This is a genomic window from Streptomyces yatensis (assembly GCF_018069625.1).
Lineage (GTDB): Bacteria > Actinomycetota > Actinomycetes > Streptomycetales > Streptomycetaceae > Streptomyces > Streptomyces yatensis.
In genome coordinates, this window is sequence record NZ_CP072941.1 from 6,897,904 (window position 1) to 6,921,753 (window position 23,850).

Consider the following 23,850-nt stretch of genomic DNA (forward strand, 5'->3'; position numbering starts at 1 on the left):
GACGGCGGACGCCCCGAGGGGGTGACGCCTGCCGGTCCCCGGCCCGTTGTACGTGCCATCGTGCACACTGTCCGCACCCGCACCCGACGACGGAGGCGGACCGGTCAGACCTGGGAGAGCGCGGTGACGACACACAACGGCGACAAGCTCACAGCGGGTTACCCCCTGCTCGACCCGCTCGAGGCCGTTCGCCGGCCCGGTGACCCGGCGTGCGACGTCTATCTCACCGGCACCGTCTTCCTCGACATCATCTTCACCGGTCTGGACACCGCCCCTGTCCGCGGCACCGAGTCCTGGGCCCGCGGCATGGGGTCGAGCCCCGGCGGCGTCGCCAATATGGCCACCGCCCTGGCCCGGCTCGGCCTGCGCACCTCGCTCGCCGCCGCCTTCGGCGACGACCACTACGGGGACTACTGCCAGGACGCCCTGGACCGCGGCGAGGGCATCGATCTCTCGCTCTCCCGCACGATCCCCGGCTGGCACTCCCCGGTGACCGTCTCGATGGCCTACGAGGGCGAGCGGACCATGGTCTCCCACGGCCATGAGGCCCCGCCGCCCGAGGAGCCCGCGCCCAGCTGCCCGCCCCCGGCCCGCGCCGCCGTGGCCTCCCTGGTGCCCGGCCGCGGCCAGGAGTGGGTCGCCGAGGCGGCCCGCCGCGGCAGCAGGGTCTTCGCGGACGTCGGCTGGGACGACACCGGCCGCTGGGACCCGGCCGACCTCGCCGAGCTGGAGCACTGCGAGGCGTTCCTGCCCAATGCCGAGGAGGCGATGCGCTACACCCGCACCGACTGCCCGCGCGCCGCCGCCCGGGCCCTCGCCGACCTGGTCCCGCTCGCCGTCGTCACGCTCGGCTCCGAGGGGGCGTACGCGGTCGACGGCCGCACCGGCGAGATCGCCGAGGTGCCCGCGATCTCGGTGGAGGCCCTGGACCCGACCGGCGCCGGGGACGTGTTCGTCGCCGGTTTCGTCACCGGCACGCTCGCCGACTGGCCGCTCGCCGACCGGCTGGCCTTCGCCGGGCTGACCGCCGCGCTGTCGGTGCAGGAGTTCGGCGGCTCGCTGTCCGCGCCCGGCTGGGTCGAGATCGCCGCCTGGTGGCAGCACGCCCGCTCCTACGACGACCAGCCCGGCCGCGCGCTGCGCCGCTATGCCTTCCTCGACCGTCTGCTGCCGGCCGCCGCCCGCCCCTGGCCGCTGCGCCGGGCCGTTCCGACGATCGGTTTCCGCCAGGCGTAGCGCCGGGGCCCCGGCCGCGGGGACCCGGGCCCTGGGAGCGGCCGGGGCGGGGGAGCCCCAGGTGGGTGAGGTGATGAAGGGATGAGGAGTAAAAGGGCTCGGGTCTTGTCGGTGCTCCGTCGTACCCTTGTAGCCAAGGTTGTCGAGCGGCGAGAACCCTTGTGCCAGGAGGTAGAAGCAGGCCAGAGAGCCGGCCCATGACGCAACCAACCACAGCACCGCAGGCGCATGCGCAGTTCACGGTCCCGAACAAGCACCCCATGGTCATGGTCCTGGGATCCGGTGACGCGCTGCTGCGTGTGATCGAGAACGCGTTCCCGGCGACCGATATCCACGTACGGGGCAACGAAGTCAGCGCCACCGGGGACCCGAAGGAAGTCGCCCTGGTCCAGCGTCTGTTCGATGAGATGATGCTGGTGCTCCGCACCGGTCAACCGATGACGGAGGATGCGGTGGAGCGCTCGATCTCCATGTTGCGCGCGGCCGAAAATGGAGAGGGCGGAGGGCAGGAGACGCCCGCCGAGGTGCTCACCCAGAACATCCTCTCCAACCGCGGTCGGACCATCCGTCCCAAGACGCTCAACCAGAAGCGCTATGTCGACGCCATCGACAAGCACACAGTCGTCTTCGGCATCGGCCCGGCGGGCACCGGCAAGACCTATCTGGCCATGGCCAAGGCGGTCCAGGCGCTGCAGTCCAAGCAGGTCACCCGGATCATCCTCACCCGGCCGGCGGTCGAGGCGGGGGAGCGGCTCGGCTTCCTGCCCGGCACCCTCTACGAGAAGATCGACCCGTATCTGCGGCCGCTCTATGACGCGCTGCACGACATGCTCGACCCCGACTCCATCCCGCGCCTGATGGCCGCGGGCACGATCGAGGTCGCGCCGCTGGCGTATATGCGCGGCCGGACGCTCAATGACGCGTTCATCATCCTCGACGAGGCCCAGAACACGAACCCCGAGCAGATGAAGATGTTCCTCACCCGGCTCGGCTTCGACTCCAAGATAGTGATCACGGGCGACATCACCCAGATCGACCTCCCCGGCGGGACCAAGAGCGGTCTGCGCCAGGTGCGGGAGATCCTGGACGGCGTCGAGGACGTGCACTTCTCCATGCTCACCAGCACCGACGTGGTCCGTCACAAGCTGGTCGGCCGTATCGTCGACGCATACGACCAGTACGACAGCCGCAACGGAAAGTAACCACGAACCCCCATGGCGATCGACGTCAACAACGAGTCCGGTACCGATATCGACGAGCGGGCTGTGCTCGACGTCGCCCGCTACGCCCTGGCCCGGATGCGTATCCACCCGCTCTCCGAGCTCTCGGTGATCGTCGTCGACGCCGACGCCATGGAGCAGCTGCACATCCAGTGGATGGACCTGCCGGGGCCGACCGATGTCATGTCCTTCCCGATGGACGAGCTGCGCCCGCCGGCCAAGGACGACGAGGAGCCCCCGCAGGGCCTGCTCGGGGACATCGTGCTCTGCCCCGAAGTGGCCAAGAAGCAGGGGGAGGAGGCGCCGACCGGGCACTCCATGGACGAGGAGCTGCAGCTGCTCACCGTCCACGGCGTCCTCCACCTCCTCGGCTATGACCACGAGGAGGCGGACGAGCGCGCCGAGATGTTCGGCCTGCAGGCCGCCATCATCGACGGCTGGCGCGCGGAGCAGGGCGTGACCGGCCCCTCCCCGGCCCCCACCGTCCGATGAGCGCCCAGCTCGTCACCGCGACCGTCCTGCTGGTCGTGGTGGCCTGGCTGGCCGCCTGCGCGGAGGCCGGTCTCGCCCGCACCACCCGGTTCCGGGCCGAGGAGGCCGTGCGCTCCGGGCGGCGCGGCAGCGCCAAGCTGATGCTCGTCGCCGAGGACCCCACCCGCTATCTCAATGTGGCGCTGCTGGTCAGGGTCGCCTGCGAGGTCGCGGCGGGCGCGGTCGTCACGTTCGCGAGTCTGCGCGAGTTCGACGAGACCTGGAAGGCGCTGACCGTCGCGATCGGCGTGATGGTCCTGGTGTCGTATGTGGCCGTCGGCGTCTCCCCGCGCACCATCGGCGCCCAGCATCCGCTCAACACCGCGACCGTCGCCGCCTATGTGCTGATCCCGCTGGCCCGGGTCATGGGCCCCATCCCGCCGCTGCTGATCCTCCTCGGTAACGCGCTCACGCCCGGCAAGGGCTTCCGTAAGGGCCCGTTCGCCTCCGAGGCCGAGCTGCGCGCCCTGGTGGACCTCGCCGAGCAGGAGTCGCTGATCGAGGACGAGGAGCGGCGCATGGTCCACTCCGTCTTCGAGCTCGGCGACACCCTGGTGCGCGAGGTGATGGTGCCGCGCACCGACCTGGTGGTCATCGAGCGCTTCAAGACCATCCGGCAGGCCCTCACCCTCGCGCTGCGCTCCGGCTTCTCCCGGATCCCGGTCACCGGGGAGAACGAGGACGACATCGTCGGGGTCGTCTACCTCAAGGATCTCGTCCGTAAGACGCATATCAACCGAGAGGCCGAGGCCGAGCTGGTCTCCACCACGATGCGGTCCGCCACCTTCGTCCCGGACACCAAGAACGCGGGCGATCTGCTGCGCGAGATGCAGCAGGAGCGCAACCACGTCGCCGTCGTGATCGACGAGTACGGCGGCACGGCCGGCATCGTCACCATCGAGGACATCCTCGAGGAGATCGTCGGCGAGATCACCGATGAGTACGACCGCGAGCTGCCGCCCATCGAGGACCTGGGCGACGGCACCCACCGGGTGACCGCCCGGCTCGCCCTCGGCGACCTGGGCGAGCTGTACGGCACGGACCTGGAGGACGAGGACGTCGAGACGGTGGGCGGGCTGCTCGCCAAGGCGCTGGGCCGGGTGCCGATCGCGGGCGCCACGGCCCAGGTCGACGTCCCCGAGGGCGGCGTCGACCCCGCGCTCAAGGCGCTGCGGCTGACCGCCGAGTCCCCGGCGGGCCGCCGCAACCGCATTGTCACGGTGCTGGTCGAGCCGGTCCGTGAGACCGCCGCGGCCGAGCCGGAGTAGCCCGGTAACAGCCGGCCCCCACGCGCCCGTGACGCGGCCCCGTCCACACCCCGTGGGCGGGGCCGCGCCGCCATGCCGCCAAACCGCGTCCGCGCCGTCATGCCGCGCGGCCCGCCGCGCCGCGCTCCCGCGGGCACGCGCCGGGGCGCGGCACCGCCTGCGCGACAGCGGGCCGTCGCGCCAGCGCATCGGCAACGCGCGGGCCGCGCTGCGCCATACGAGTGGAATAGCCGTCCGCTCCCTGGCCCATCTGGCGTAGGCACCCGCTTACTTGCAGATACCGACTGGTGGGTCGCCCATACCTCTGTCGGGGGACAGCCGACGTGTCGTGCATGACGTAGACAGGTCGGCCGTATGGGCACCCCCGCGCAGAGGCCATGGCTCCGCGTGGCATGCGCCGCGCGGAGCCGGGCGGCTCATCCCATCCGCAATCGGAAGGGTCCCCTCTCATGGCCACACCAACCACCACTACGCTCAATGTCGGTCCGAATCCGGCGGAGTGCGGCGAAACGGTGACCCTCACCGCGACCGTGGCACCCGCGCCCCCGGACGGTGAGACGGTTGACTTCATCATCAGCGCCGACGGACCCACGCTGACCGGGACCCTGGGCGGCGGCCAGGCCAGCGTCACGCTCAGCAATCTGAGCGTGGGCAGTCACACCGCCGCGGCCTTCTACCCGGGCGACGCGACCCTCGACCCGTCGAGCTCGCCCTTCGTGTCGTTCAATGTGGTTGCGGCGGCGACAACGACGACGGTCACCTCTATCACACCGGCTGCACCGGTATGCGGTCAGCAGGTGCAGGTGTGCGCGCAGGTTTCCGTGAACGGGCCGGGCACGTGTCAGCCGTCCGGTCAGGTGCAGTTCGCGTTCACCGGGGGCCCGACGGTGTTCGCGACGTTGGACGCCGCGGGGATGGCCTGTGCGACCGTCAGTTTGAACGCCGGATCCCACGCGTTCACGGTCACCTACCCGGGCACCGTCAGCACGGGGTCCTCGCAGGCCAACGGAACGGTGACGGTGGCTCAGGGGGCGTCGACAACGGTGTTCTCCTCGTCGCCGGCGTCGCCGGTGTGCGGTGAGCCGGTGCAGTTGTGCGCGCAGGTCACGACGGACTCGCCCAGTACGTGTGCCCCGACGGGGTCTGTGACGTTCGCGGTTTCCGGTGGGCCGACCGTGGGCCCCGTGACGCTTGACGCGAGTGGCCAGGCGTGTGCGTCGACCAGTGCCATTCCGGTGGGCGCGCACTCGGTCACGGCCACCTATTCCGGATCAACCGATGTCGCGGGCTCCTCGGGCGGCGGGACGGTGACGGTCGGTCAGGCGGCGTCCACGACCGCGTTGACCATTACGCCCGCTTCTCCGGTGTGTGGTGAGTCGGTGACCTTGTGCGCGCAGGTGACCACGACGTCGCCCGGCACCTGCGCTCCGACCGGGATGGTGACGTTCACGATCGCGGGTGGTCCGACGCTGACCGGGACGCTCGACGCGAGCGGTCAGGCGTGTGTGACGACCAGTGCCATTCCGGTGGGGACGCACGCGGTGACGGCCACCTACGCGGGCAACACAGGCGTCGCCGGCTCGTCGGCTTCGGGCTCCGTCACGGTCGGTCAGGGCGCCTCGACCACGACGGTCAGCTTCTTGCCCAGCTCGCCGGTGTGCGGCCAGCCGGTGACCTTGTGCGCGCAGGTGACCACGACGTCGCCCGCTACCTGCGCTCCGACCGGGATGGTGACGTTCACGATCGCGGGTGGTCCGACGCTGACCGGGACGCTCGACGCGAGCGGTCAGGCGTGTGTGACGACCAGTGCCATTCCGGTGGGCGCGCACGCGGTGACGGCCACCTACGCGGGCAACACAGGCGTCGCCGGCTCGTCGGGCTCCGCCACCATCACCGTGGGCCAGGCGGCGTCCACGACCGCGTTGACCATTACGCCCGCTTCCCCGGTGTGCGGCCAGCCGGTGACCTTGTGCGCGCAGGTGACCACGACGTCGCCCGGCACCTGCGTCCCGACCGGGATGGTGACGTTCACGATCGCGGGTGGTCCGACGCTGACCGGGACGCTGAACGCCAGTGGTCAGGCGTGTGTGACGACCAGTGCCATTCCGGTGGGCGCGCATGCGGTGACGGCCGCCTACGCGGGCAACACCGGCGTGGCGGGTTCGTCGGCGTCCAGCTCCGTCACCATCGGCCAGGCGAGCACCACGACCACGCTCACCTCCTCGCCGAACCCGTCCACCCCCGGCCAGAACGTGACCTTCACCGCCACCGTGGCCGCGGTGCCGCCGGCGACGGGCACACCGACCGGGACCGTCACCTTCGTGATCAGCGGCGGGCCCACCCTCACCGGCACGCTCAACGCCTCCGGTGTGGCCACGGCCAGCACCAGCACCCTCACCCCCGGCGCGCACACGGTCACGGCCACCTACGGCGGTGACACCTGCTTCGCCGGTTCCACCTCACCGACGATCACCCAGAACGTGGCCGCGGCGCCGACCGGGACCACCGTGACCGCCACTCCGGCCACCATCCGGCTGCGGTTCAACGGCACGCTGGTCATCCCGACCCTGAGCGCGACGCTGAGGGACGCGTCGAACAACCCGATCCCCGGCCAGACCCTCACCTTCGTCGCCAACTCGCTGGTGGGCCCGATCGCGCTGGGCAGCGCGGTCACCAACGCCAGCGGCACGGCGACGCTCAGCAATGTGACCGTTCCCCCGACCATCCTCACCGCCTCGACGTACACCGCGTCCTTCGCGGGCGCCCCGGGCCTGAGCCCGTCGTCCGGCTCGGCCTCGCTGACCTTCCAGCCGTCGCCGATCCTGCCGTAAGGAGCTGAGGGCGCCCGCACACCGCGTATCGTCCGCGCCGGGCCGCCGCACAGCGGCCCGGCGCGGGCCGCCGCGTGCCCGGGGGCGGGCCGGGACCGGCTCCCCGTCCACCCCACCGGCGTCATCGCCGGTCAACGCCCCGCATATGCTCATCCGCATGAGCGAAGCAGCGCAGCTGGACCCCGAAGACCGCAAGATCATCACGCTGGCCCGCTCCGTGCGGGCCCGTAACTCCGTGGCGGAGGGCGCCGCCGTCCGCGATGAGACGGGGCGCACGTATGTCGCCGGGACCGTGGCCCTCGACTCGCTGAAGCTGAGCGCCCTGCGGACCGCCGTCGCCATGGCCGTGGCGAGCGGTGCCACGTCCCTGGAGGCCGCGGCCGTGGTGACCGAGGCGGAGAGCGCCTCGGACGAGGACCGCGCGGCCGTCCGGGACCTCGGTGGGGCCGGGACGCCGGTGCTGCTGGCGGGCCTCGACGGCACCCTGCGGGCCACGCTGCCGGCCTGACCGACCCACCGGCCACCGGCGGTCGTACGGGGCCGGGACGACGGGCCGTACGGGGGCGGGACGGCTGGTTTCACGGGGCGCGGGACGACGGGCCGTACGGGGCCGGGACGGCTGGTTGTACGAGGCCGGGGCGACCGGCCGCACGAGGCCCGGGACGACTGGTCCGAGCGGGCCGGGGCATCGGGGAGAATGGGGTCCATGACTGCCGGTACCTCCCCGTCCCCGACCGAGCAGCGGGAGACCCCGCACCGCTCGGGCTTCGCCTGCTTCGTCGGCCGCCCCAACGCGGGCAAGTCGACCCTGACCAATGCGCTGGTGGGGACGAAGGTCGCGATCACCTCGAACCGCCCGCAGACCACCCGCCACACCGTCCGCGGCATCGTGCACCGCCCCGAGGCCCAGCTGGTGCTCGTCGACACCCCTGGTCTGCACAAGCCGCGCACCCTGCTCGGCGAGCGGCTGAACGATGTCGTGCGCACCACCTGGGCCGAGGTCGACGTCATCGGCTTCTGCCTGCCCGCCGACCAGAAGCTCGGCCCCGGCGACCGCTATATCGCCACCGAGCTGGCGGGGATCAAGAAGACCCCCAAGGTCGCGATCGTCACCAAGACCGATCTCGTCGAGTCCGAGCAGCTGGCCCAGCAACTGATCGCCATCGACCGGCTCGGCACGGAGCTGGGCATCGAATGGGCCGAGATCGTCCCGGTGTCGGCCGTGGACGCGGAAAAGGTGGGGGCGGGACGCGGTCCCTCGGCTGAGGGCGGTGGCCGGAGAGGGGCCGGCCAGGTGGGCCTGCTGGCGGATCTGCTGGTCCCGCTGCTGCCCGAGGGCCCGGCGCTCTACCCCGAGGGCGACCTCACCGACGAGCCCGAGCAGGTCATGGTCGCCGAGCTGATCCGGGAGGCCGCGCTGGAGGGCGTACGGGACGAACTGCCGCACTCCATCGCGGTGGTCGTGGAGGAGATGCTGCCCCGCGAGGACCGCCCCGCGGACCGGCCGCTCCTCGACATCCACGCCAACCTGTACATCGAGCGGCCCAGCCAGAAGGGCATCATCATCGGCCCCAAGGGACGCCGCCTCAAGGAGGTCGGCACCAAGTCCCGCAAGCACATCGAGGCGCTGCTGGGTACGCCGGTCTTCCTCGACCTTCATGTGAAGGTCGCCAAGGACTGGCAGCGCGACCCGAAGCAGCTGCGGAAGCTGGGGTTCTGAGCCGTCCCACGCCGCCGCGGAGGCGGGGGTTCTGGCCGGGCCCACGCCGTTGCGGAAGATGGGCGTGGTGAGCCTGGCCCACGCCGCCGCGGAGGCGGGGGTTCTGAGCCCCCGTCGAGCGCCCCTACGCGCCTTCCTTCAGCACCGTGCGGATCAGTTCCCGCTGGGCGTCGCTCAGATGGGGGTCCGCGGCGTGGACGGTGCGGCCGTCGACGGTGATCTCGTACTGGAAGCCGTCGGGGACGCCGCGGGCGGCCGTGATGTGGCCGGTCTCGACGGCCTGGTGGGCCAGGGCGTCCAGATGCGTGGCGTCGGGCCGGCCGGTGGTGTCCAGCTCGGCCCGGCGCTCGATTCCGGCGAAACCGCCGGTGCGGGTGACGGAGATGCGCATGGCTCCATCACTACCCGATGGCGTGCTCTACCGCGCGCCCACGCGGGCCCGCAGATCGGTGATGCCCACCCCGGCCCACGCCTCCTGCACCGCCGTCTGCTCCTCGCCCTCGCCGTAGCGGGCGTGCGCGGCGGCGACCGTGAGGTGGGCGAAATCGGCGAACTCCGCGTCGGAGGCCAGATCGCCGCCGGTCAGCACGTCGAACCAGATCTGCCCGGCGCGCTCCCAGGCGTTGCCGCCCAGGGCGGTGGCGGCCAGGTAGAAGGCGTGGTTGGGGATGCCGGAGTTGATGTGGACGCCGCCGTTGTCGCGCGAGGTGCGGACGTAGTCGTCCATCGTGCCCGGCTGCGGGTCCTTTCCCAGCACATCGTCGTCGTACGCCGTGCCCGGGGCCTTCATCGAGCGCAGGGCCACCCCGGTGACCCGGTCCGTCAGCAGCCCCGCGCCGATCAGCCAGTCGGCCTCCTCGGCGCTGTGGCCGAGCACATGCTGCTTGACCAGTGAGCCGAAGACGTCGGACATCGACTCGTTGAGCGCCCCGGACTGGCCGAAGTACTCGAGGTTGGCGGTGTACTGCGTGACGCCGTGGGTGAGCTCGTGGGCCATGACGTCGACCGGGATGGTGAAGTCCAGGAAGACCTCGCCGTCCCCGTCGCCGAAGACCATCTGCTCGCCGTCCCAGAAGGCGTTGTTGTAGTCCTCGCTGTAGTGGACGCTCGCGCTCAGCGGCAGGCCGGAGTCGTCGATCGAGCGCCTGCCGTACGCCTTGAGGAAGAGCTCGAAGGTCGCGCCGAGCCCGTCGTAGGCGCGGTTCACCGAGTCGTCCCCGCTCGCCTGGTCGCCCTCGCCGCGCACCTTCTTCCCCGGCAGCGAGGTCTTGCGGTGGGCGTCGTAGACGGTGCGCTCGGGCTTGTCGGAGGGCGCGGCGGCCCGCGCGGCGGGGACCCCGCGCACGGTGGTGATCCGGCGGCGGGTGCGCTGCAGGGCGTCGTGCTCCAGGGTGCGGCGGGCGAGATCGGCCAGCGAGGCGTCCTCGGCATGGGACAGCTTGTCGAGGACATGCGGCGGCACGATCGTGCAGAAGGTGCCACGGCGGTGACTGCGGGCCTGCGCGGGGGCATTGGCGTTGGCGTCCATGGCTGGCAATGTCGCACCACGTGAGGTGCGTGTCACGCCTTGCGGTCATGATTGCTGAAATCGAGTGGAAGATGTGTATTCCTCCGTAGACCATGTTGTCGTCCGCATGGTGATACAGGTCCGCCGCGTCGGGGTGTCTCGGTTAGGCTGCTCCGCATCATGCGTTTCGGGCTGCTTCTTCTTAGCTGCCGCGGCGAGGGCCTGTAGTCGAAGGCCGACCCCCTCCCCGCGGAGTTCGGCGTTGCAGTGATCACGCCCTGTCGGCCGCCCCAGGATCTCCGCGACAGCGGATTCGTCCTGTGGACAGCGGATTACCCAAGGAGCCCCGCGCACCATGACGACTCACTCCGATACGCCCGGCCGTTCCGCGACCTCCGGCAGCGCCGTCGGCCGTCCCACCCCCCTCACGGCCGCGACCGTCACCCAGCGCCCCTCCGGTATGCCCATCCACAAGTACGGCCCGTACGAGGCCGTCGACATCCCGGACCGCACCTGGCCGGACAACCGCATCACCGTCGCCCCGCGCTGGCTGTCCACCGATCTGCGGGACGGCAACCAGGCGCTGATCGACCCGATGTCCCCGGCCCGCAAGCGCGAGATGTTCGACCTGCTGGTGCGCATGGGCTACAAGGAGATCGAGGTCGGCTTCCCCTCCTCCGGCCAGACCGACTTCGACTTCGTACGGTCGATCATCGAGGAGGGCGCGATCCCGGAGGACGTGACGATCTCCGTCCTCACCCAGGCGCGCGAGGAGCTGATCGAGCGCACCGTGGAGTCGCTGCGCGGGGCGCACAGGGCCACCGTGCACCTGTACAACGCCACTGCCCCCACCTTCCGCCGCGTCGTTTTCCGTGGCACCAAGGAGCAGGTCAAGCAGATCGCGGTGGACGGCACCCGGCTGGTGGTGGAGTACGCCGACAAGATCCTCGGCGATGAGACGGTCTTCGGCTACCAGTACAGCCCGGAGATCTTCACCGACACCGAGCTGGACTTCGCGCTGGAGGTCTGCGAGGGCGTCATGGACGTCTGGCAGCCCGAGGAGGGCCGCGAGATCATCCTCAATCTGCCGGCCACCGTCGAGCGCTCGACCCCGTCCACCCACGCGGACCGCTTCGAGTGGATGTCGCGCCGGCTGTCCCGGCGCGAGCACATCTGCCTGTCGGTGCATCCGCACAACGACCGCGGCACCGCCGTCGCCGCCGCCGAGCTGGCGATCATGGCCGGGGCGGACCGGATCGAGGGCTGTCTGTTCGGGCAGGGCGAGCGCACCGGCAATGTCGACCTGGTGACGCTGGGCATGAACCTGTTCTCCCAGGGTGTCGACCCGCAGATCGACTTCTCGCAGATCGACGAGATCCGCCGCACCGCCGAGTACTGCAACCAGATGGAGATCCACCCGCGCCACCCCTACGCGGGCGATCTGGTCTACACCGCCTTCTCCGGCTCCCACCAGGACGCCATCAAGAAGGGGTTCGAGGCGCTGGAGGCGAGCGCCGCCGAGCAGGGCAAGACGGTGGACGAGGTCGAGTGGGCGGTCCCGTATCTGCCCATCGACCCCAAGGACGTCGGCCGCTCCTACGAGGCCGTGATCCGGGTGAACTCGCAGTCCGGCAAGGGCGGCATCGCCTATGTCCTGAAGAACGACCACAACCTGGACCTGCCGCGCAGGATGCAGATCGAGTTCTCCAAGACGATTCAGGCCAAGACCGATGCCGAGGGCGGCGAGGTCACCCCGGGCCAGATCTGGGCGGCATTCCAGGACGAGTACCTGCCGACCGACGACAACCGGTGGGGCCGGATCGCGCTGCGCAGCGCGCAGACGTCCACCACCAGCGAGGGCAGCGACGCGCTCACCGTCGAGGCGGTCGTGGACGGCGCCGAGACGGTGCTGACCGGCACCGGCAACGGCCCGCTGGCGGCCTTCTTCGACGCCCTGGCCTCGATCGATGTGGACGTACGGCTGCTGGACTACTCCGAGCACACGCTGAGCGAGGGCGCCGCGTCCCAGGCCGCCGCGTACATCGAGTGCGCGATCGACGGGCAGGTGCTGTGGGGCGTCGGGATCGACGCCAACATCGTGCGGGCCTCGCTCAAGGCGGTCGTCTCCGCGGTGAACCGGGCGCGCCGGTGATTTTTTCGGCGCGTCGATGATCTCTCGGCCGACGGATCCGACGGGCTCATCACCCCGTTGACCTTGTCACCCACACGGGCCCCGTTCACCATGCGAGGTGGGCGGGGCCTCGGGTTTGGCCTGTTGTCTCCGTTCGGGGTACTGACGTCACATCATGGATGTGGCTAGCATCACGTCAACGCGGCAACGTGGCCGAAGCGTTATGGAGGTGTGACGTGGTGCACCGGCGAGCCCGCCGTGACCGGGACCTGTGTGTGGTAGGCGTGCGCACTCTGTGGCGGACCGTCGGCGATGGTGAGTTCTTCTGCCCCGAATGCGGAGGTGACCGCAACTTCCGCCGCCGTACCGGCCGCCGCCGCATCGTGGTGCTCGGCCTCCCCGTGCTGCCGCGCGGACCGGTCGCACCCATCGTGGAATGCGCGGCCTGCGGCAGCCGCTACGGCACGGAGGTGCTCGACCACCCCACGACCATCCGCTTCTCCGCGATGCTCCGCGACGCGGTGCACACCGTGGCCCTCGCGGTCCTCGCCGCGGGCGGCACCGAGGCGACGGCGGTCCGGCAGGTCGCGGTCGGCGCGGTGCGCGCCGCCGGGTTCGCCGACTGCAGCGAGGACCAGCTCCTCGCGCTCATCGAGGCGCTCGCCGCCGACACCGGGCGGCTCCCGGGCGCGTGCGGCGAGCGCGACGGCCTGGACCCGTGCGGTACGGCGCTGGCCATCGAGCTGCATGAGGCCCTGGAGCCGCTGGCCCCGCATCTGGCCCCCACCGGCCGGGAGGCGATCCTCCTCCAGGGCGCCCGGATCGCCGTGGCCGACGGGCCGTACCGCCCGGCCGAGCGCGCGGTCCTGGAAACCGTCGGCCGGGCCCTGATGATCTGCCCGGACGACACGGCCCGGCTGCTGGCAGCGACGCGGGCCGCGTTCTGAAGCCACAAGGGAGGCGCTCTGAAACGGAGATTCCGGTTCGCCTCCGTACTCCCCCGGGAGTAATCGGCCCCCTCCCGCCCCCGGCGCAGTAGCCGCCATCTCCGTCGCCGGCGCGACGTATCGGCGCCCCCGCGCCGGAAGCCTGGGGGCATGCAGACGACATCGTCAGGGATCCCCAGCGATCCCCATCCATCGGACGCGGCGCCACCCTCCGCGGCCGGGCCGCCCTCCGGGTCCGGCGGCAAGCGACGCCGCTCACTGCCCTGGGCGCTCATCGCGGGCTGGGTGCTGCTGCTCCTCGTCGCCGTCCCCTTCGCGGGCAAGCTCGAGGGCGTCAAGCGGGACACGGCCGTCGACTACCTCCCGGCGGGCGCCGACTCCACCCAGGTGGCCCGGCTCCAGGAGCGGCTGCCCGGTGGCGACACCATCGACCTCGTCCTCGTCTACCACCGCGACGGCGGGCTGACCGACGCCGACCGTAAGGCGGCCGGCGAGAAGGTCGCCGAGGTGGCGGGGCGCCACGACACCGTCGGTGGGCAGGCGCCGCGCGCCATACCGTCCAAGGACGGCACGACCCTGATGTACCCCATGGCGCTCACCGGCGTGACGGACGAGAAGGAGCGGGCGGAGGCCGTCAAGGACGTCCGCGCCGAGCTCGCCTCCCACCCCGAGGGCCTGAGCGTCCAGGTCGGCGGTCCAGGGGCGCTCAGCGCCGATTCACAGGAGGTCTTCGCCTCCACCGACGGCACGCTGATGTTCGCCACCGCCGGGGTGGTCGCCCTGCTGCTGATCATCACCTACCGCAGCCCTCTGCTGTGGCTGGTTCCGCTGGGGGTGGTCGGGGTCGCCGCCATGGCCGCGATGGCCATCGTCTACGGCCTCGTCCAGGGCTTCGACCTCGTCGTCACCAGCATGAGCTCCTCGATCATGACGGTGCTGGTCTTCGGCGCGGGCACCGACTACGCCCTGCTGATCGTCTCCCGCTACCGCGAGGAGCTCCGCCGCCACCGCGCCCCGTACGACGCGATGCGCGAGGCCCTGCGCGGCTGCGGTCCTGCCGTGCTCGCCTCCAGCGGCACCGTCGCCGCCGGGCTGCTGTGCCTGCTCGCCGCCGACCTCAACAGCAGCAGCGGCCTGGGCCCGGTCGGCGCGGTCGGGGTCGTCTGCGCGCTGGCGGCCATGATGACGCTGCTGCCCGCGGTGCTGGTGCTGCTGGGGCGGCGGGTGTTCTGGCCGCTGATCCCGGTCTACGGCAGTGAGCCGCGGACGAACCGGCGCGGGTTCTTCGAGGCGATGGGCGGCTCGGCCCGCCGCCGGCCCGGAGCCGTCCTGCTCGGCGGTGCCGCGCTGCTGGGCGCCCTCGCCATCGGCGTGCTCAATCTGCCCGGCGACCTCAAGCAGGAGGACACCTTCACCGACAAGCCCGAGTCGGTGGCCGCGACCCAGACCCTCGCCCACGCCTATCCGGACAGCAGCAGCCAGCCCATCAGCGTGATGACGCGCACCACGGGGGCGGACGAGGTGCTGCGGCGGGCGCGCGACACGGAGGGGGTCGCGCGGGCGGACCGCGGACGCAGCGGCGGCGGCTGGACGGAGATCGACGTCTTCCCCAAGGGCGCCCCGCAGTCGGCGGGGGAGACCGCCACCCTGCACGCCCTGCGCTCCGGTCTCGTACGGGTCGAGGACGCCGACGCGGTCGTCGGCGGGCCCAGCGCCCAGCAGCTCGATCTGAAGGACACCAACGCCCGCGACCGGATGCTGGTCATCCCGCTGGTGCTGATCGCCGTGCTGCTGATCCTCGCGGCCCTGCTGCGCAGCCTCGTCGCGCCACTGGTCCTGGTCGTCGCCGTGGTCGCCGTATGGGGCGCGGCGATGGGCGTCGGCGGGCTCTTCTTCGACCCGGTCTTCGGCTTCGCCGGAGTGGACCCCGGGCTGCCGCTGCTCTCCTTCGTCTTCCTGGTCGCCCTCGGCGTCGACTACGGCATCTTCCTGATGCACCGGATGCGGGAGGAGTCGCTGCGCGGGGCGGACGTCCCGGACGCGGCCGTGACCGCGCTGCGCACCACGGGCGGCGTGATCGCCTCGGCCGGTCTGGTGCTGGCGGCGACCTTCGCGGTGCTGGCCACGCTGCCGATGGTGATGCTGGTCGAGATGGGGTTCGTGGTGGCGGTCGGCGTGCTGCTCGACACCTTCCTCGTGCGGACGTATCTGGTGACGTCGGCGAGCCTGCTGCTGAAGCGGTGGGTGTGGTGGCCGGGTGCCCTCTTCCGCCGTACGCCCGCCCCGCCTGCCTCGCCGCCTTCGTCGGCCCCCTCGGCGCCGGGAGGCCGGGGCGGCCCCTCCGGTCCCGAGGCCCGTCCCGAACCGGCCGTACGCGGCGGCTGAGGCCGCCCCTGAGCCCGGACCGGCCGCACAGGGGACGGCCGGTCCGGAACCCCCTTCGCACCGCCCCTTGGTGGCGCCTGCTCGCACCGCCCCTTTCGCACCGCCCCGTACGTACCGCCCTATGGATCGCCCGAGGCGGACCCCCGAGGATGGAGCCCGTGCCCGCACCTTCCGCGACCCAGGCCGCGACCACCCCACCGGCGCACCCCGCCGGGCGCTCCACCGCGCACTTCACCGCCCACCGCGCGCTCGCCTCCGTGCTGCGGGCCCTGCACAGCGGCCCCCGCCCCGCCGAGACCCTGGACGAGGCCCGCAGGCGGCGGCGGGTGGACGCCGGGATCGCCGGTGCGGTGCTGGTCCTGCAGATCACGCTGGCCCTGCTCAACCTCGATCGGAACGGCCATCGGCCCGACGCGTTCGGCTGGGCGCTGCTCGCCGCCAGCGCCGTGGCGCTCGTGGGGCGGCGGCACAGCCCGATGGTGGTCACCGCGGCCGTGGTGCTCATGGTCGGGCCGTACCACGCCATGGGCAACGTCCATATCGCGGTCGTCCCGGCCGGGCTCCTCGCCGTCTACACCCTCGCCGTGATCGGCCCGCCGCTGCGGTCCTTCCTCACGGTCGGCATCCTGCTCGTGGGCATGGTGACGATGATGACCCTCGGCAGCAATGTGCGGGCCGGCGCCGACATGCTGCGCAGCTCCGGCTGGGTGCTGTCGGTCGTGGTGATCGGCGAGGCGATCCGCATCCACCGCAAGTACATCGCCGCGATCCTGGAGCGGGCCGAACGCGCCGAGCGGACCCGTGAGGAGGAGGCGGCCCGGCGGGTCGCCGAGGAACGGCTGCGCATCGCGCGCGATCTGCACGATCTGCTGGCGCACAGCATCACCCTCATCGGCGTCCAGACCTCCGTCGCGGCCCATGTCCTGATCGCCGACCCCGAGCGGCTGGACCGCGAGGCGATGGCCAAGGCGCTCGACGCGATGGCCGACACCTGCCGGGACGCCCGCGCCGAGCTGCGGGCCACCCTGCAGGTGCTGCGCGGGGGCGCGGACGGCGAGGCCGACCGCGCGGACGAGGAGGACATCGGACCGCTGCCGGGGCTCGCCGGGCTCGCCGACCTGGCCGCGGCGGCGGAGGCGGCGGGCGTACGCGTGGACCTCACGGTCGACGTGGAGGCGGCCGAACTGTCGCCCGCCGTGGGCGCCGCCGCCTACCGGATCGTGCAGGAGGCCCTGACCAACGCCGTCCGCCACGCACCCGGCACGAGGGTGCGGATCACGCTCGTACGGAACGAGGGGGAGCTGTGCGTCGCCGCCGTGGACGACGGCCCCGACGGCGACGGTGAGCCCCTTACCGCGCCCGCCGAACCGGGCTACGGCATCGTCGGCATGCGCGAGCGGGCCCGCAGCGTCGCGGGCAGCCTGACCGCCGGACCACGCGAGGACGGCCCAGGCTTCGCGATCAGGGCCGCGCTGCCGTGGGGCCGGGGCGGCCCGCCCGGCGGCCGTACGGGCACCGCACAGACCACCGCAGCGCCCAGGGAGGCCACCGCATGACGACCGCACCGGACCCAGCACCGGGGACCAGCCCAGCGGACCCGGCGTCAGGTAATGCCCCCGTGGATCCCGCTTCCGGGACCGCCGCGCCGGATCTCGTTTCCGGGACCACTGCGCCGGATCCCGCCCCGAGAACCGCCGCGCCGGACCCGGCGTCCGGGACCGCCGCGCCGGATCTCGTTTCCGGGACCACCGCGCCGGATCCCGCTTCCGGGGCCACCGCGCCGGATCCCGCCCCGAGAACCGCCGCACCGGACCCGGCGTCCGGGACCACCGCGCCGGATCCCGCTTCCGGGACCACCGCGCCGGGCCCGGCGTCCGGGGCCGCCGCGCCGATCAGGGTGCTGCTCGCCGACGACCAGAGGCTGGTCCGTTCCGCCTTCGCCATGCTGGTCTCCTCGGCCCGCGACATGGACGTGGTCGGGCAGGCGGGCACCGGCCGCGAGGCCGTCGAACTGGCCCGCACCGCCCGCGCCGACCTCGTGGTCATGGACATCCGGATGCCCGACCTCGACGGCATCGAGGCGACCCGCCGCATCGCCGCCGACGAGGACCTGGCCGGGGTCAGGGTCCTCGTCCTGACGACCTACGACACCGACGAGCACATCGTCGAGGCACTGCGCGCGGGCGCCTCCGGATTCCTGGTGAAGGACACCCGGCCCGCCGAACTCCTGGACGCCATAAGGACGGTGGCGGCGGGGGAGTCCCTGCTCTCGCCGGGCCCCACCGCCCGCCTCATCGCCCGCGTCCTGCGGCTCCCGGACGCCCCGCCGCCCGGCGCCCCGGCCCCCGCCGCGCTGGCCGCGCTCTCCGAGCGCGAGCGCCAGGTGCTCGCCCTCGTCGCCCGCGGCCTCAACAACGCCGAGGCCGCCCAGACCCTCGGTCTCTCACCGCTCACCACCAAGACCCATGTCAGCCGCATCATGGGCAAGCTGGGCGCCCGCGACCGCGCCCAACTGGTCATCGCGGCCTACGAGTCCGGCCTGGTCACCCCGTCCCGCTCCTGACCCGGGCGCCCGGAGCCGGACGCCCGGAGCCGGACGCCCCAAGCCGGGCGCCTCTGATCCGGACGCCCCAAGCCCGGACGCCCCGAGCCGGACGCGCCGCCCGGAGCCCGGTCAGTCCGCCTCGCGCCGCCCCCAGCCGTCCCGGTACGCCGCCCAGTCGTCGTCCGTCGCCGCGTAGTCCACGTACAGCGCCACCCCGAAGCGCTCACGCCGCCGGTCCTCGCGGCCGAGGCCGAGCCGGGCGCCGCGGACCGCCGCCGGGACGGTCTCCGCCCAGGCGTGGCGGCCGAAGTTGTTGGTGTGGTAGCCGGGGAGGCCCATCAGCAGGTCCGTGGTCGGCGGGGTGACCTCGAGCGCGAGTTCCGTCTGCTGGGCCACATAGCCGCCGTAGAGGCTCTCCAGCGGCATCGAGGTGTCGTACGACATCACCGCGATCTGGTCGACCCGCCGTGCCACCTGCCCGAAGTACGACTGCGACCACCACTTGGGGTGGCCGGTGAGGAACCCCGCGACCGAGTGCAGGGCGGGCAGCGGGTCGATCTGGTGGGCCGCGACCGACAGCGGGACGTGGCGGGCTCGGGTGAGAGCGTGCAGCGCGTCGAGGAGGTCGAGATAGGCGCGGTCCTCGGAGTGCAGCGGCTCCAGGTCGAAGTGGACGCCGTCGAACCCCGCGTCCAGCACCTGCCGAGCCGAGGCCACGATCCGCGTGTGGGTGTCGCCGTCGGCGAGGCTGAGCCCGGTCGGGCCCTCGGTGTCCAGCACGTCGCCGAGCCACGCCTGGACGCGGAGGCCGGGCAGTTCGCGGTGGACCGCCTTCAGCAGCCACCCCGCTTTCGGGTAGCGCCCTCGGGGCAGGCTGCCGTCATGCTCCAACGGGCCCGCGTGGACGTACAGATCGCGGATCCCGGTGCCGCGCACCCGCCGCACCAGCCCCTGGAGTTCGGCCTCGCCCTTGCGGCCGTCCACCCAGGCGTGTCCGAGCCATACGGCGTCCCGGCCCCGGGTCTGCGTACCGGGCCCGGGATCGCCCGCGTACAGCAGCCGCAGGGAGATCCCCGCGGCGAGTACGGCCAGCACCAGGCAGCCGGCGAAGGCGGCCACGATCCGCTTGGGCCATTTCAGCCGCGGATGGCGCCAGCGGCGCAGGAACGCCTTGCGCAGACGCCGGAGTGAGGCGCGCCCCTTGGCCAGAGGCTTCGCTATATGAGGTTTGACCACGGAAGGGAGGGTAACCAGCGCCGTGCGAACGCGGTTGCCCGCACGAGGACGCGACTACCCGGCCTTGCCCACGTCCATGAGCCGCACCGACCCCTCGATCCACCGTAGAGAGGGCGATGCGGCCTCCCACTCTCGCATCGGGGCGCATCAGCGGGGCGTCAGGGCCCATCGGTGCCCATCGGTGCCCATCAGAACCATCAGGGCCCACCAGGCCCATCACGGAGCGCCGAACAGCGGGCGGCACGGCTCCAGTCCCGCCATCTCGACCGGGGTGGTGCGGTGTTCCTCCCAGGCCGCGCGGTCCAGCCGCAGCCGCTGAATGGTGCGTGCCTCGCCCCTTACGGCGACCACGGACAGCCCGTCGGGGCGGTAGCCGAGCCGCCGGGAGACCCCCAGCGAGCGGCCGTTCTCCACCATCGCTCCCGAGGTCAGCGACAGCGCGCCCAAGCCCTCGAACGCCAGGTGCGCCACCGCCGCCCGCATCTCCGTGCCCAGGCCCTTGCCCTGATGGGCGACGCCCAGCCAGGAGCCGGTCTCGGCCTCCCGCGTGACCGCGAATTCGGCCGCGAAGAGGTCCTGCCGCCCGATCACCGTGCCCTCGTGCAGCACCACGAGGCTCAGCACCCACTTCTCCGGCCGCCATTCGGCGATCGTGCCCAGCACATGCTGGAAGGTGCCGCGTCCGCGCTCCTCCGGGGGTGTGTCGGTCCAGGGGACGCTGAAGGGCATCTCGGCCGGGTCGTGCACCCCGCCCGCCGCGACCGCGGCGAGTTCGTCGAGCAGGGGGAGGTCGGGAAGCCGCAGTTCCAGGCGCGGCGTACGAAGGCGAAGCCCGTACAGGGGCCAGTAATGGGGGTCCATGACGGGAGGCTGCCGGACGTACGGCCGCCGCGTCGAACCAATTACGGCCCCATTCGTCAACCCATGTTGACGGCGGCGAGGCGTCAACCTACATTGACACCATGACCGAAGCAACGGATCTCGCCGAGCGCGCGGGCGACCGGGACCCCCGGGTCGGACTGCGTGCCGTCGCCGCGCTGCGCCGGCTGCTGGAGCAACTGGAGGCCGTGCAGGTGCGCAGCGCCCGTGCCCAGGGCTGGTCGTGGCAGGAGATCGCCGCCGAACTGGGCGTCAGCAGGCAGGCAGTCCACAAGAAGCACGGGAGGCGTTGATGTTCGAGAGGTTCACCACCAGTGCCCGCGAGGTCGTACGCGGCGCCGTCCGCCACGCGGAGGACACCGGGGCCGACACGGTCGGCGAGGCCGAGCTGCTGCTCGCGCTCCTGGACCGTACGGACGGCAACCGTAAGGGCGGCAGCAATACGGGCGGCAGCGATACGGGCGGCAGCCGTGCGGAGGATCCCGGCGGCCGTAAGGACCGCGGCCGTACCCGCGGCGACCGTAAGGGCAGCCCCGCCGGCGAAGTTCTCGCCGTCCTCGGCGCGCACGGCCGCCGCGCATCGATCGAGCGGGCGCTGGCCGAGGTCCGCCGGCGCGGGGGCATCACCGGCGCCGACGCGGAGGCGCTGGCCGGGCTCGGCATCGACGTGGACGAGATCGTCGCGCGGGTGGAGGAGGCCCATGGCGTCGGCGCCCTCGCCACGGCCGGATCCACCCCTGGATCCACCCCTGGATCCACCCCTGGAGCCACGTCCGAATCCGCTCCCGGATCCGCCTCCGCACGCGCTCCCCGCCGCGGCAGGCGCCCCCTGCGCCGCCCGTTCTCCCAGGAGGCCAAGTCGGTGCTGGAGCGCTCGCTGCGGATCGCGCTCGCCCGCGGCGACAAGTACATCGGCGACGAGCATCTGCTGCTCGCCCTCACCGCCCGCCCCGGGGTCGCCGCGCATGTCCTGGCCGATCACGACGTGACGTACGTACAGGTCGAACGGGCCCTCACCGCCCGCGCCACGAAGGGCTGACCCCGGAGCCCGTCCCGCGCGACGGCGCACAATTGGTTTGCTCCCGCACCGCGTTGGGACGCATCCTGACCCGATGTTGATCCGACGAGAGACCCGCTCCGACATCGACGCCATCAGGGCCGTCACCTCGGCCGCGTTCGCGAAGCCGGATACCTCGGACACCATGGGCGCCACGGACACCCCGGTCCCGGTCGAGGCCACGCTGCTGGACGAACTCCGGATCAGCGACGGCTGGTTGCCCGCGCTGTCGTTCGTCGCCACCGGCGACCGGGACGAGGTGATCGGACATGTCGTCTGCACCCGCGGCCATGTCGGCCCCGACCTGGCCCTCGCCCTCGGTCTCGGCCCGCTCAGCGTGCACCCCGCCCATCAGCGCCGCGGCGTCGGCCAGGCGCTCGTCCACGCGGTGCTCGGCGCCGCGGACGCCTTCGGTGAATCGCTGGTGGCCCTGCTGGGCAGCCCCGCCTATTACGGCCGGTTCGGCTTCCGCCCGTCAACCGATTACGGCATCACGGCCCCCGACCCGGCCTGGGGCGACTACTTCCAGGTCCGGACCCTGACCGCCTATCAGCCCACCCTCAAGGGGGCCTTCGCGTACGCCGAGCCGTTCAACCACGTCTGAGCCCGCAGCCCGGAACGCGAACCCCTCCGGAGCCCCCAGACCCGGACCACCGAGCCGGGGCTCACTGGATCGGCGCGTCGGGCGGCGGCGGCAGCCGGACGATCTGTTCCCGGTCCACCGACTCGACGCCGTCCACCGCCTCCAGAACCGGGATCCGGTCCTCGGGGATGGTCCCGGACAGCGTCCCGAGGATCCGCTGCTCACCGGTGACCGTCAGCCCGACCCGGCGCGCCGCCTCCACGACCTGGTCGAACCGGTCCGGGTCGACCGAGAGGATGACCCCGACCGGCCCGGACCGCGCCGCCTGCCCCATCGCGTCCCCGCTCACGGGGCCTGGAGCAGACCCGCGCCGACGTCCGCGGCCGGTTGCGCCAGCGGATGGGCCCCGGACCGCAGACGGGTGCCGAGGTCGGCCGCCGAGGCCTCCGGATGCGCCTGAGCCAGCAGCGTGACGACACCGGCGGCATGCGGCGCCGCCATACTCGTGCCGCTCATCGTCTGGTACGTCCCGCCGGGCGCGGCCGAGAAGATGTCGACCCCGGGCGCCGCGATATTGACCTCCCCGCCCTCGCCGTTGATGGCGCCGCAGGAGAAGAACGCGGTCCCCAGGTCCTTGCCGAGCGCCGCCACCGCCAGGATGGACGGACAGTTGGCGGGTCGCCCCACCGGCGCCACGAAGCCGGGCCGCCGGCTCTCGTTCCCCGCCGCGGCCACGATCACGGTGCCGAGCCGCAGCGCGCGCCGCGCCACGTTCTCGTACGTCTGCGGGAACAGCTCCCCCGGCTCCACCGGAGCCCCGAGCGACATGGAGATCACCCGGGCGCCCTGGGAGACCGCCCAGGCCATCCCCGCCAGGATCTGGCCGTCGGAGCCCACGCCCTGGTCGCTGAGCACCTTGCCCACCAGCACCCCGGCCTCACCGGCCACGCCGTACCGCGGCGCGTGCCCGGGCTTGGCCGGACCGGCCACCGTGCCGACGCAGTGGGTGCCGTGGCCATGGCCGTCCTCGACACTCGCCCCGGGCACGAAGGAGGCCGCCGCCTCGACGCATTCGGCCAGATCCGGATGGTCGGTGTCCACACCGGTGTCGAGCACGGCAACCTTCACCCCGCTGCCCGTCAGATGCGACCAGTTGGCGCGGATCCCCTGGAGCCCCCAGGTGGTGTTCTGCTCGTCCCACGCCGGTCCGAGTGAGGTGGCGAGCTCGGCCCGGGTGTGCCGGGTCACCTCGTCCTCGTCGCTGCGGTACGTCGGGAAGAAGCCGGTCAGCGTGTGGTGCGGCTCCGTGATCACCGACGCGTACACCACCCGCTCCGGCTCCGTCGCGATGATCGTCGGCTCCGCCTCCGCCGTGGTGACCAGCGCATGCCGCTGGTCCGGCTGCACATCGACGACGGCGACGCCGAGCTCGTCGAAGACCACCGACACATCCGGCCGCGCCAGCAGCTCCGCCGCCCCGGGTTCCGCCCCGCGGACGCGTTCCACGGACGCGATCCCGACGGACGAGCGCAGCGCCTCCATCCCGCGCTCGGGTTCCTGCTGATCGAGCAGGACCACATACCGCCCGGTGTACTCCGTCGGCTGCGTCCCCAGCGGCGTACCGGCCCGCTGCGGCCGCTCCCCGTTCGGGCCCCTGCCCATGGGCCCCGCGGGCCCAGGTCCGTTCGTCATTGTCTTCTCCGCTCCTGTGCGCGGTCGCGGTCAGTGCGTCCCCCGAAACGCGGACACGCGCCACTGCGCGGAAAGCCATGCC

General features: G+C 72.4%; 21 protein-coding genes and 3 pseudogenes. 17 read left to right on the plus strand and 7 right to left on the minus strand.

All coding sequences use genetic code 11. The annotated features are described in order from the left end of the window. The first annotated feature begins 123 nt into the window (after positions 1 to 123). From J8403_RS28490 to J8403_RS44775, 5 genes and pseudogenes are all read left to right on the plus strand, one after another. On the plus strand, positions 124 to 1,236 hold the full coding sequence (locus J8403_RS28490) for a PfkB family carbohydrate kinase (protein ID WP_211125659.1): 1,113 nt from the start codon (positions 124 to 126) through the stop codon (positions 1,234 to 1,236). 197 nt (positions 1,237 to 1,433) lie between these two features. Further along, complete coding sequence (locus tag J8403_RS28495; RefSeq protein ID WP_211125660.1) at positions 1,434 to 2,438, plus strand: PhoH family protein; 1,005 nt, start codon at positions 1,434 to 1,436, stop codon at positions 2,436 to 2,438. Positions 2,439 to 2,450: 12 nt separating this feature from the next. Next, a complete protein-coding gene (gene ybeY, locus J8403_RS28500; RefSeq protein ID WP_059147904.1) occupies positions 2,451 to 2,948 on the plus strand; it encodes an rRNA maturation RNase YbeY in 498 nt (165 codons plus the stop codon). Next, positions 2,945 to 4,255, plus strand: coding sequence for a hemolysin family protein (locus J8403_RS28505; protein ID WP_211125661.1), 1,311 nt, complete (start codon positions 2,945 to 2,947; stop codon positions 4,253 to 4,255). Before ybeY ends, J8403_RS28505 begins: the two co-directional genes overlap by 4 nt. A 449-nt stretch (positions 4,256 to 4,704) precedes the next feature. Continuing rightward, positions 4,705 to 5,802 (plus strand): annotated as a pseudogene (locus J8403_RS44775) (Ig-like domain repeat protein); the annotation flags it as partial. Between the two features lie 62 nt (positions 5,803 to 5,864). On the opposite strand, the gene J8403_RS44780 reads toward J8403_RS44775, so the two are convergent. Beyond that, positions 5,865 to 5,996, minus strand: a complete 132-nt coding sequence (locus tag J8403_RS44780; protein ID WP_281428006.1) for a hypothetical protein — start codon at positions 5,994 to 5,996, stop codon at positions 5,865 to 5,867. On the opposite strand from J8403_RS44780, the pseudogene J8403_RS44785 reads away from it, so the two are divergent. The 4 genes and pseudogenes from J8403_RS44785 to J8403_RS28520 form a co-directional block, all read left to right on the plus strand. Beyond that, positions 5,944 to 6,093, plus strand: a pseudogene (locus tag J8403_RS44785) (Ig-like domain-containing protein); the annotation flags it as partial. The gene J8403_RS44780 and the pseudogene J8403_RS44785 overlap by 53 nt on opposite strands. Positions 6,094 to 6,189: 96 nt before the next feature. Continuing rightward, positions 6,190 to 7,086 (plus strand): annotated as a pseudogene (locus tag J8403_RS44790) (Ig-like domain-containing protein); the annotation flags it as partial. A 157-nt stretch (positions 7,087 to 7,243) separates the two neighbouring features. Beyond that, positions 7,244 to 7,594 carry a cytidine deaminase gene (locus J8403_RS28515; protein WP_137965716.1) on the plus strand — a complete coding sequence of 117 codons (351 nt, stop codon included), beginning with the start codon at positions 7,244 to 7,246 and terminating at the stop codon, positions 7,592 to 7,594. A gap of 198 nt (positions 7,595 to 7,792) precedes the next feature. Then, entirely contained in the window at positions 7,793 to 8,806 is a 1,014-nt protein-coding gene (locus J8403_RS28520) for a GTPase Era (RefSeq protein ID WP_211125663.1), read from the plus strand. 124 nt (positions 8,807 to 8,930) lie between these two features. Here J8403_RS28520 and J8403_RS28525 read toward each other — a convergent pair whose 3' ends face one another. Both J8403_RS28525 and J8403_RS28530 read right to left on the minus strand, forming a co-directional pair. Then, complete coding sequence (locus J8403_RS28525) at positions 8,931 to 9,197, minus strand: protealysin inhibitor emfourin (protein ID WP_078641349.1); 267 nt, start codon at positions 9,195 to 9,197, stop codon at positions 8,931 to 8,933. A 27-nt stretch (positions 9,198 to 9,224) separates the two neighbouring features. Beyond that, positions 9,225 to 10,334 (minus strand): M4 family metallopeptidase, encoded by a 1,110-nt coding sequence (locus J8403_RS28530; RefSeq protein ID WP_211125664.1) that lies wholly within the window; start codon positions 10,332 to 10,334, stop codon positions 9,225 to 9,227. A 334-nt stretch (positions 10,335 to 10,668) separates the two neighbouring features. Here J8403_RS28530 and leuA point away from each other — a divergent pair, with 334 nt between their 5' ends. From leuA to J8403_RS28555, 5 genes are all read left to right on the plus strand, one after another. Further along, on the plus strand, positions 10,669 to 12,465 hold the full coding sequence (gene leuA / locus J8403_RS28535) for a 2-isopropylmalate synthase (protein ID WP_211125665.1): 1,797 nt from the start codon (positions 10,669 to 10,671) through the stop codon (positions 12,463 to 12,465). Between the two features lie 215 nt (positions 12,466 to 12,680). Continuing rightward, complete coding sequence (locus J8403_RS28540; protein ID WP_059146351.1) at positions 12,681 to 13,391, plus strand: TerB family tellurite resistance protein; 711 nt, start codon at positions 12,681 to 12,683, stop codon at positions 13,389 to 13,391. A 150-nt stretch (positions 13,392 to 13,541) separates the two neighbouring features. Further along, entirely contained in the window at positions 13,542 to 15,776 is a 2,235-nt protein-coding gene (locus tag J8403_RS28545) for an MMPL family transporter (protein ID WP_211125666.1), read from the plus strand. Positions 15,777 to 15,925: 149 nt separating this feature from the next. Next, entirely contained in the window at positions 15,926 to 17,332 is a 1,407-nt protein-coding gene (locus J8403_RS28550; RefSeq protein ID WP_211125667.1) for a sensor histidine kinase, read from the plus strand. A 335-nt stretch (positions 17,333 to 17,667) separates the two neighbouring features. Further along, positions 17,668 to 18,339, plus strand: a complete 672-nt coding sequence (locus tag J8403_RS28555; RefSeq protein ID WP_079059570.1) for a response regulator transcription factor — start codon at positions 17,668 to 17,670, stop codon at positions 18,337 to 18,339. Positions 18,340 to 18,450: 111 nt separating this feature from the next. On the opposite strand, the gene J8403_RS28560 is transcribed toward J8403_RS28555, so the two are convergent. Beyond that, a complete protein-coding gene (locus tag J8403_RS28560; protein ID WP_211125668.1) occupies positions 18,451 to 19,557 on the minus strand; it encodes a glycoside hydrolase family 18 protein in 1,107 nt (368 codons plus the stop codon). A gap of 216 nt (positions 19,558 to 19,773) precedes the next feature. Beyond that, positions 19,774 to 20,418 (minus strand): GNAT family N-acetyltransferase, encoded by a 645-nt coding sequence (locus tag J8403_RS28565; protein ID WP_211125669.1) that lies wholly within the window; start codon positions 20,416 to 20,418, stop codon positions 19,774 to 19,776. 101 nt (positions 20,419 to 20,519) lie between these two features. Here J8403_RS28565 and J8403_RS28570 point away from each other — a divergent pair, with 101 nt between their 5' ends. The 3 genes from J8403_RS28570 to J8403_RS28585 all read left to right on the plus strand — a co-directional run bounded on the left by J8403_RS28570 (position 20,520) and on the right by J8403_RS28585 (position 22,097). Then, positions 20,520 to 20,729, plus strand: coding sequence for a helix-turn-helix domain-containing protein (locus J8403_RS28570; RefSeq protein WP_018087470.1), 210 nt, complete (start codon positions 20,520 to 20,522; stop codon positions 20,727 to 20,729). Continuing rightward, the gene (locus J8403_RS28580) at positions 20,729 to 21,475 is read left to right on the plus strand and encodes a Clp protease N-terminal domain-containing protein (RefSeq protein WP_246586024.1); all 747 of its coding nucleotides are present in this window, start codon (positions 20,729 to 20,731) and stop codon (positions 21,473 to 21,475) included. The genes J8403_RS28570 and J8403_RS28580 overlap by 1 nt, the downstream gene beginning before the upstream one ends. Before the next feature lie 73 nt (positions 21,476 to 21,548). Then, the gene (locus tag J8403_RS28585; RefSeq protein WP_211125670.1) at positions 21,549 to 22,097 is read left to right on the plus strand and encodes a GNAT family N-acetyltransferase; all 549 of its coding nucleotides are present in this window, start codon (positions 21,549 to 21,551) and stop codon (positions 22,095 to 22,097) included. A gap of 61 nt (positions 22,098 to 22,158) precedes the next feature. On the opposite strand, the gene J8403_RS28590 is transcribed toward J8403_RS28585, so the two are convergent. Continuing rightward, on the minus strand, positions 22,159 to 22,425 hold the full coding sequence (locus J8403_RS28590) for a hypothetical protein (protein WP_246586025.1): 267 nt from the start codon (positions 22,423 to 22,425) through the stop codon (positions 22,159 to 22,161). Beyond that, positions 22,422 to 23,768, minus strand: coding sequence for a S8 family peptidase (locus tag J8403_RS28595; RefSeq protein WP_211125671.1), 1,347 nt, complete (start codon positions 23,766 to 23,768; stop codon positions 22,422 to 22,424). Before J8403_RS28595 ends, J8403_RS28590 begins: the two co-directional genes overlap by 4 nt. Positions 23,769 to 23,850 lie beyond the last annotated feature (82 nt).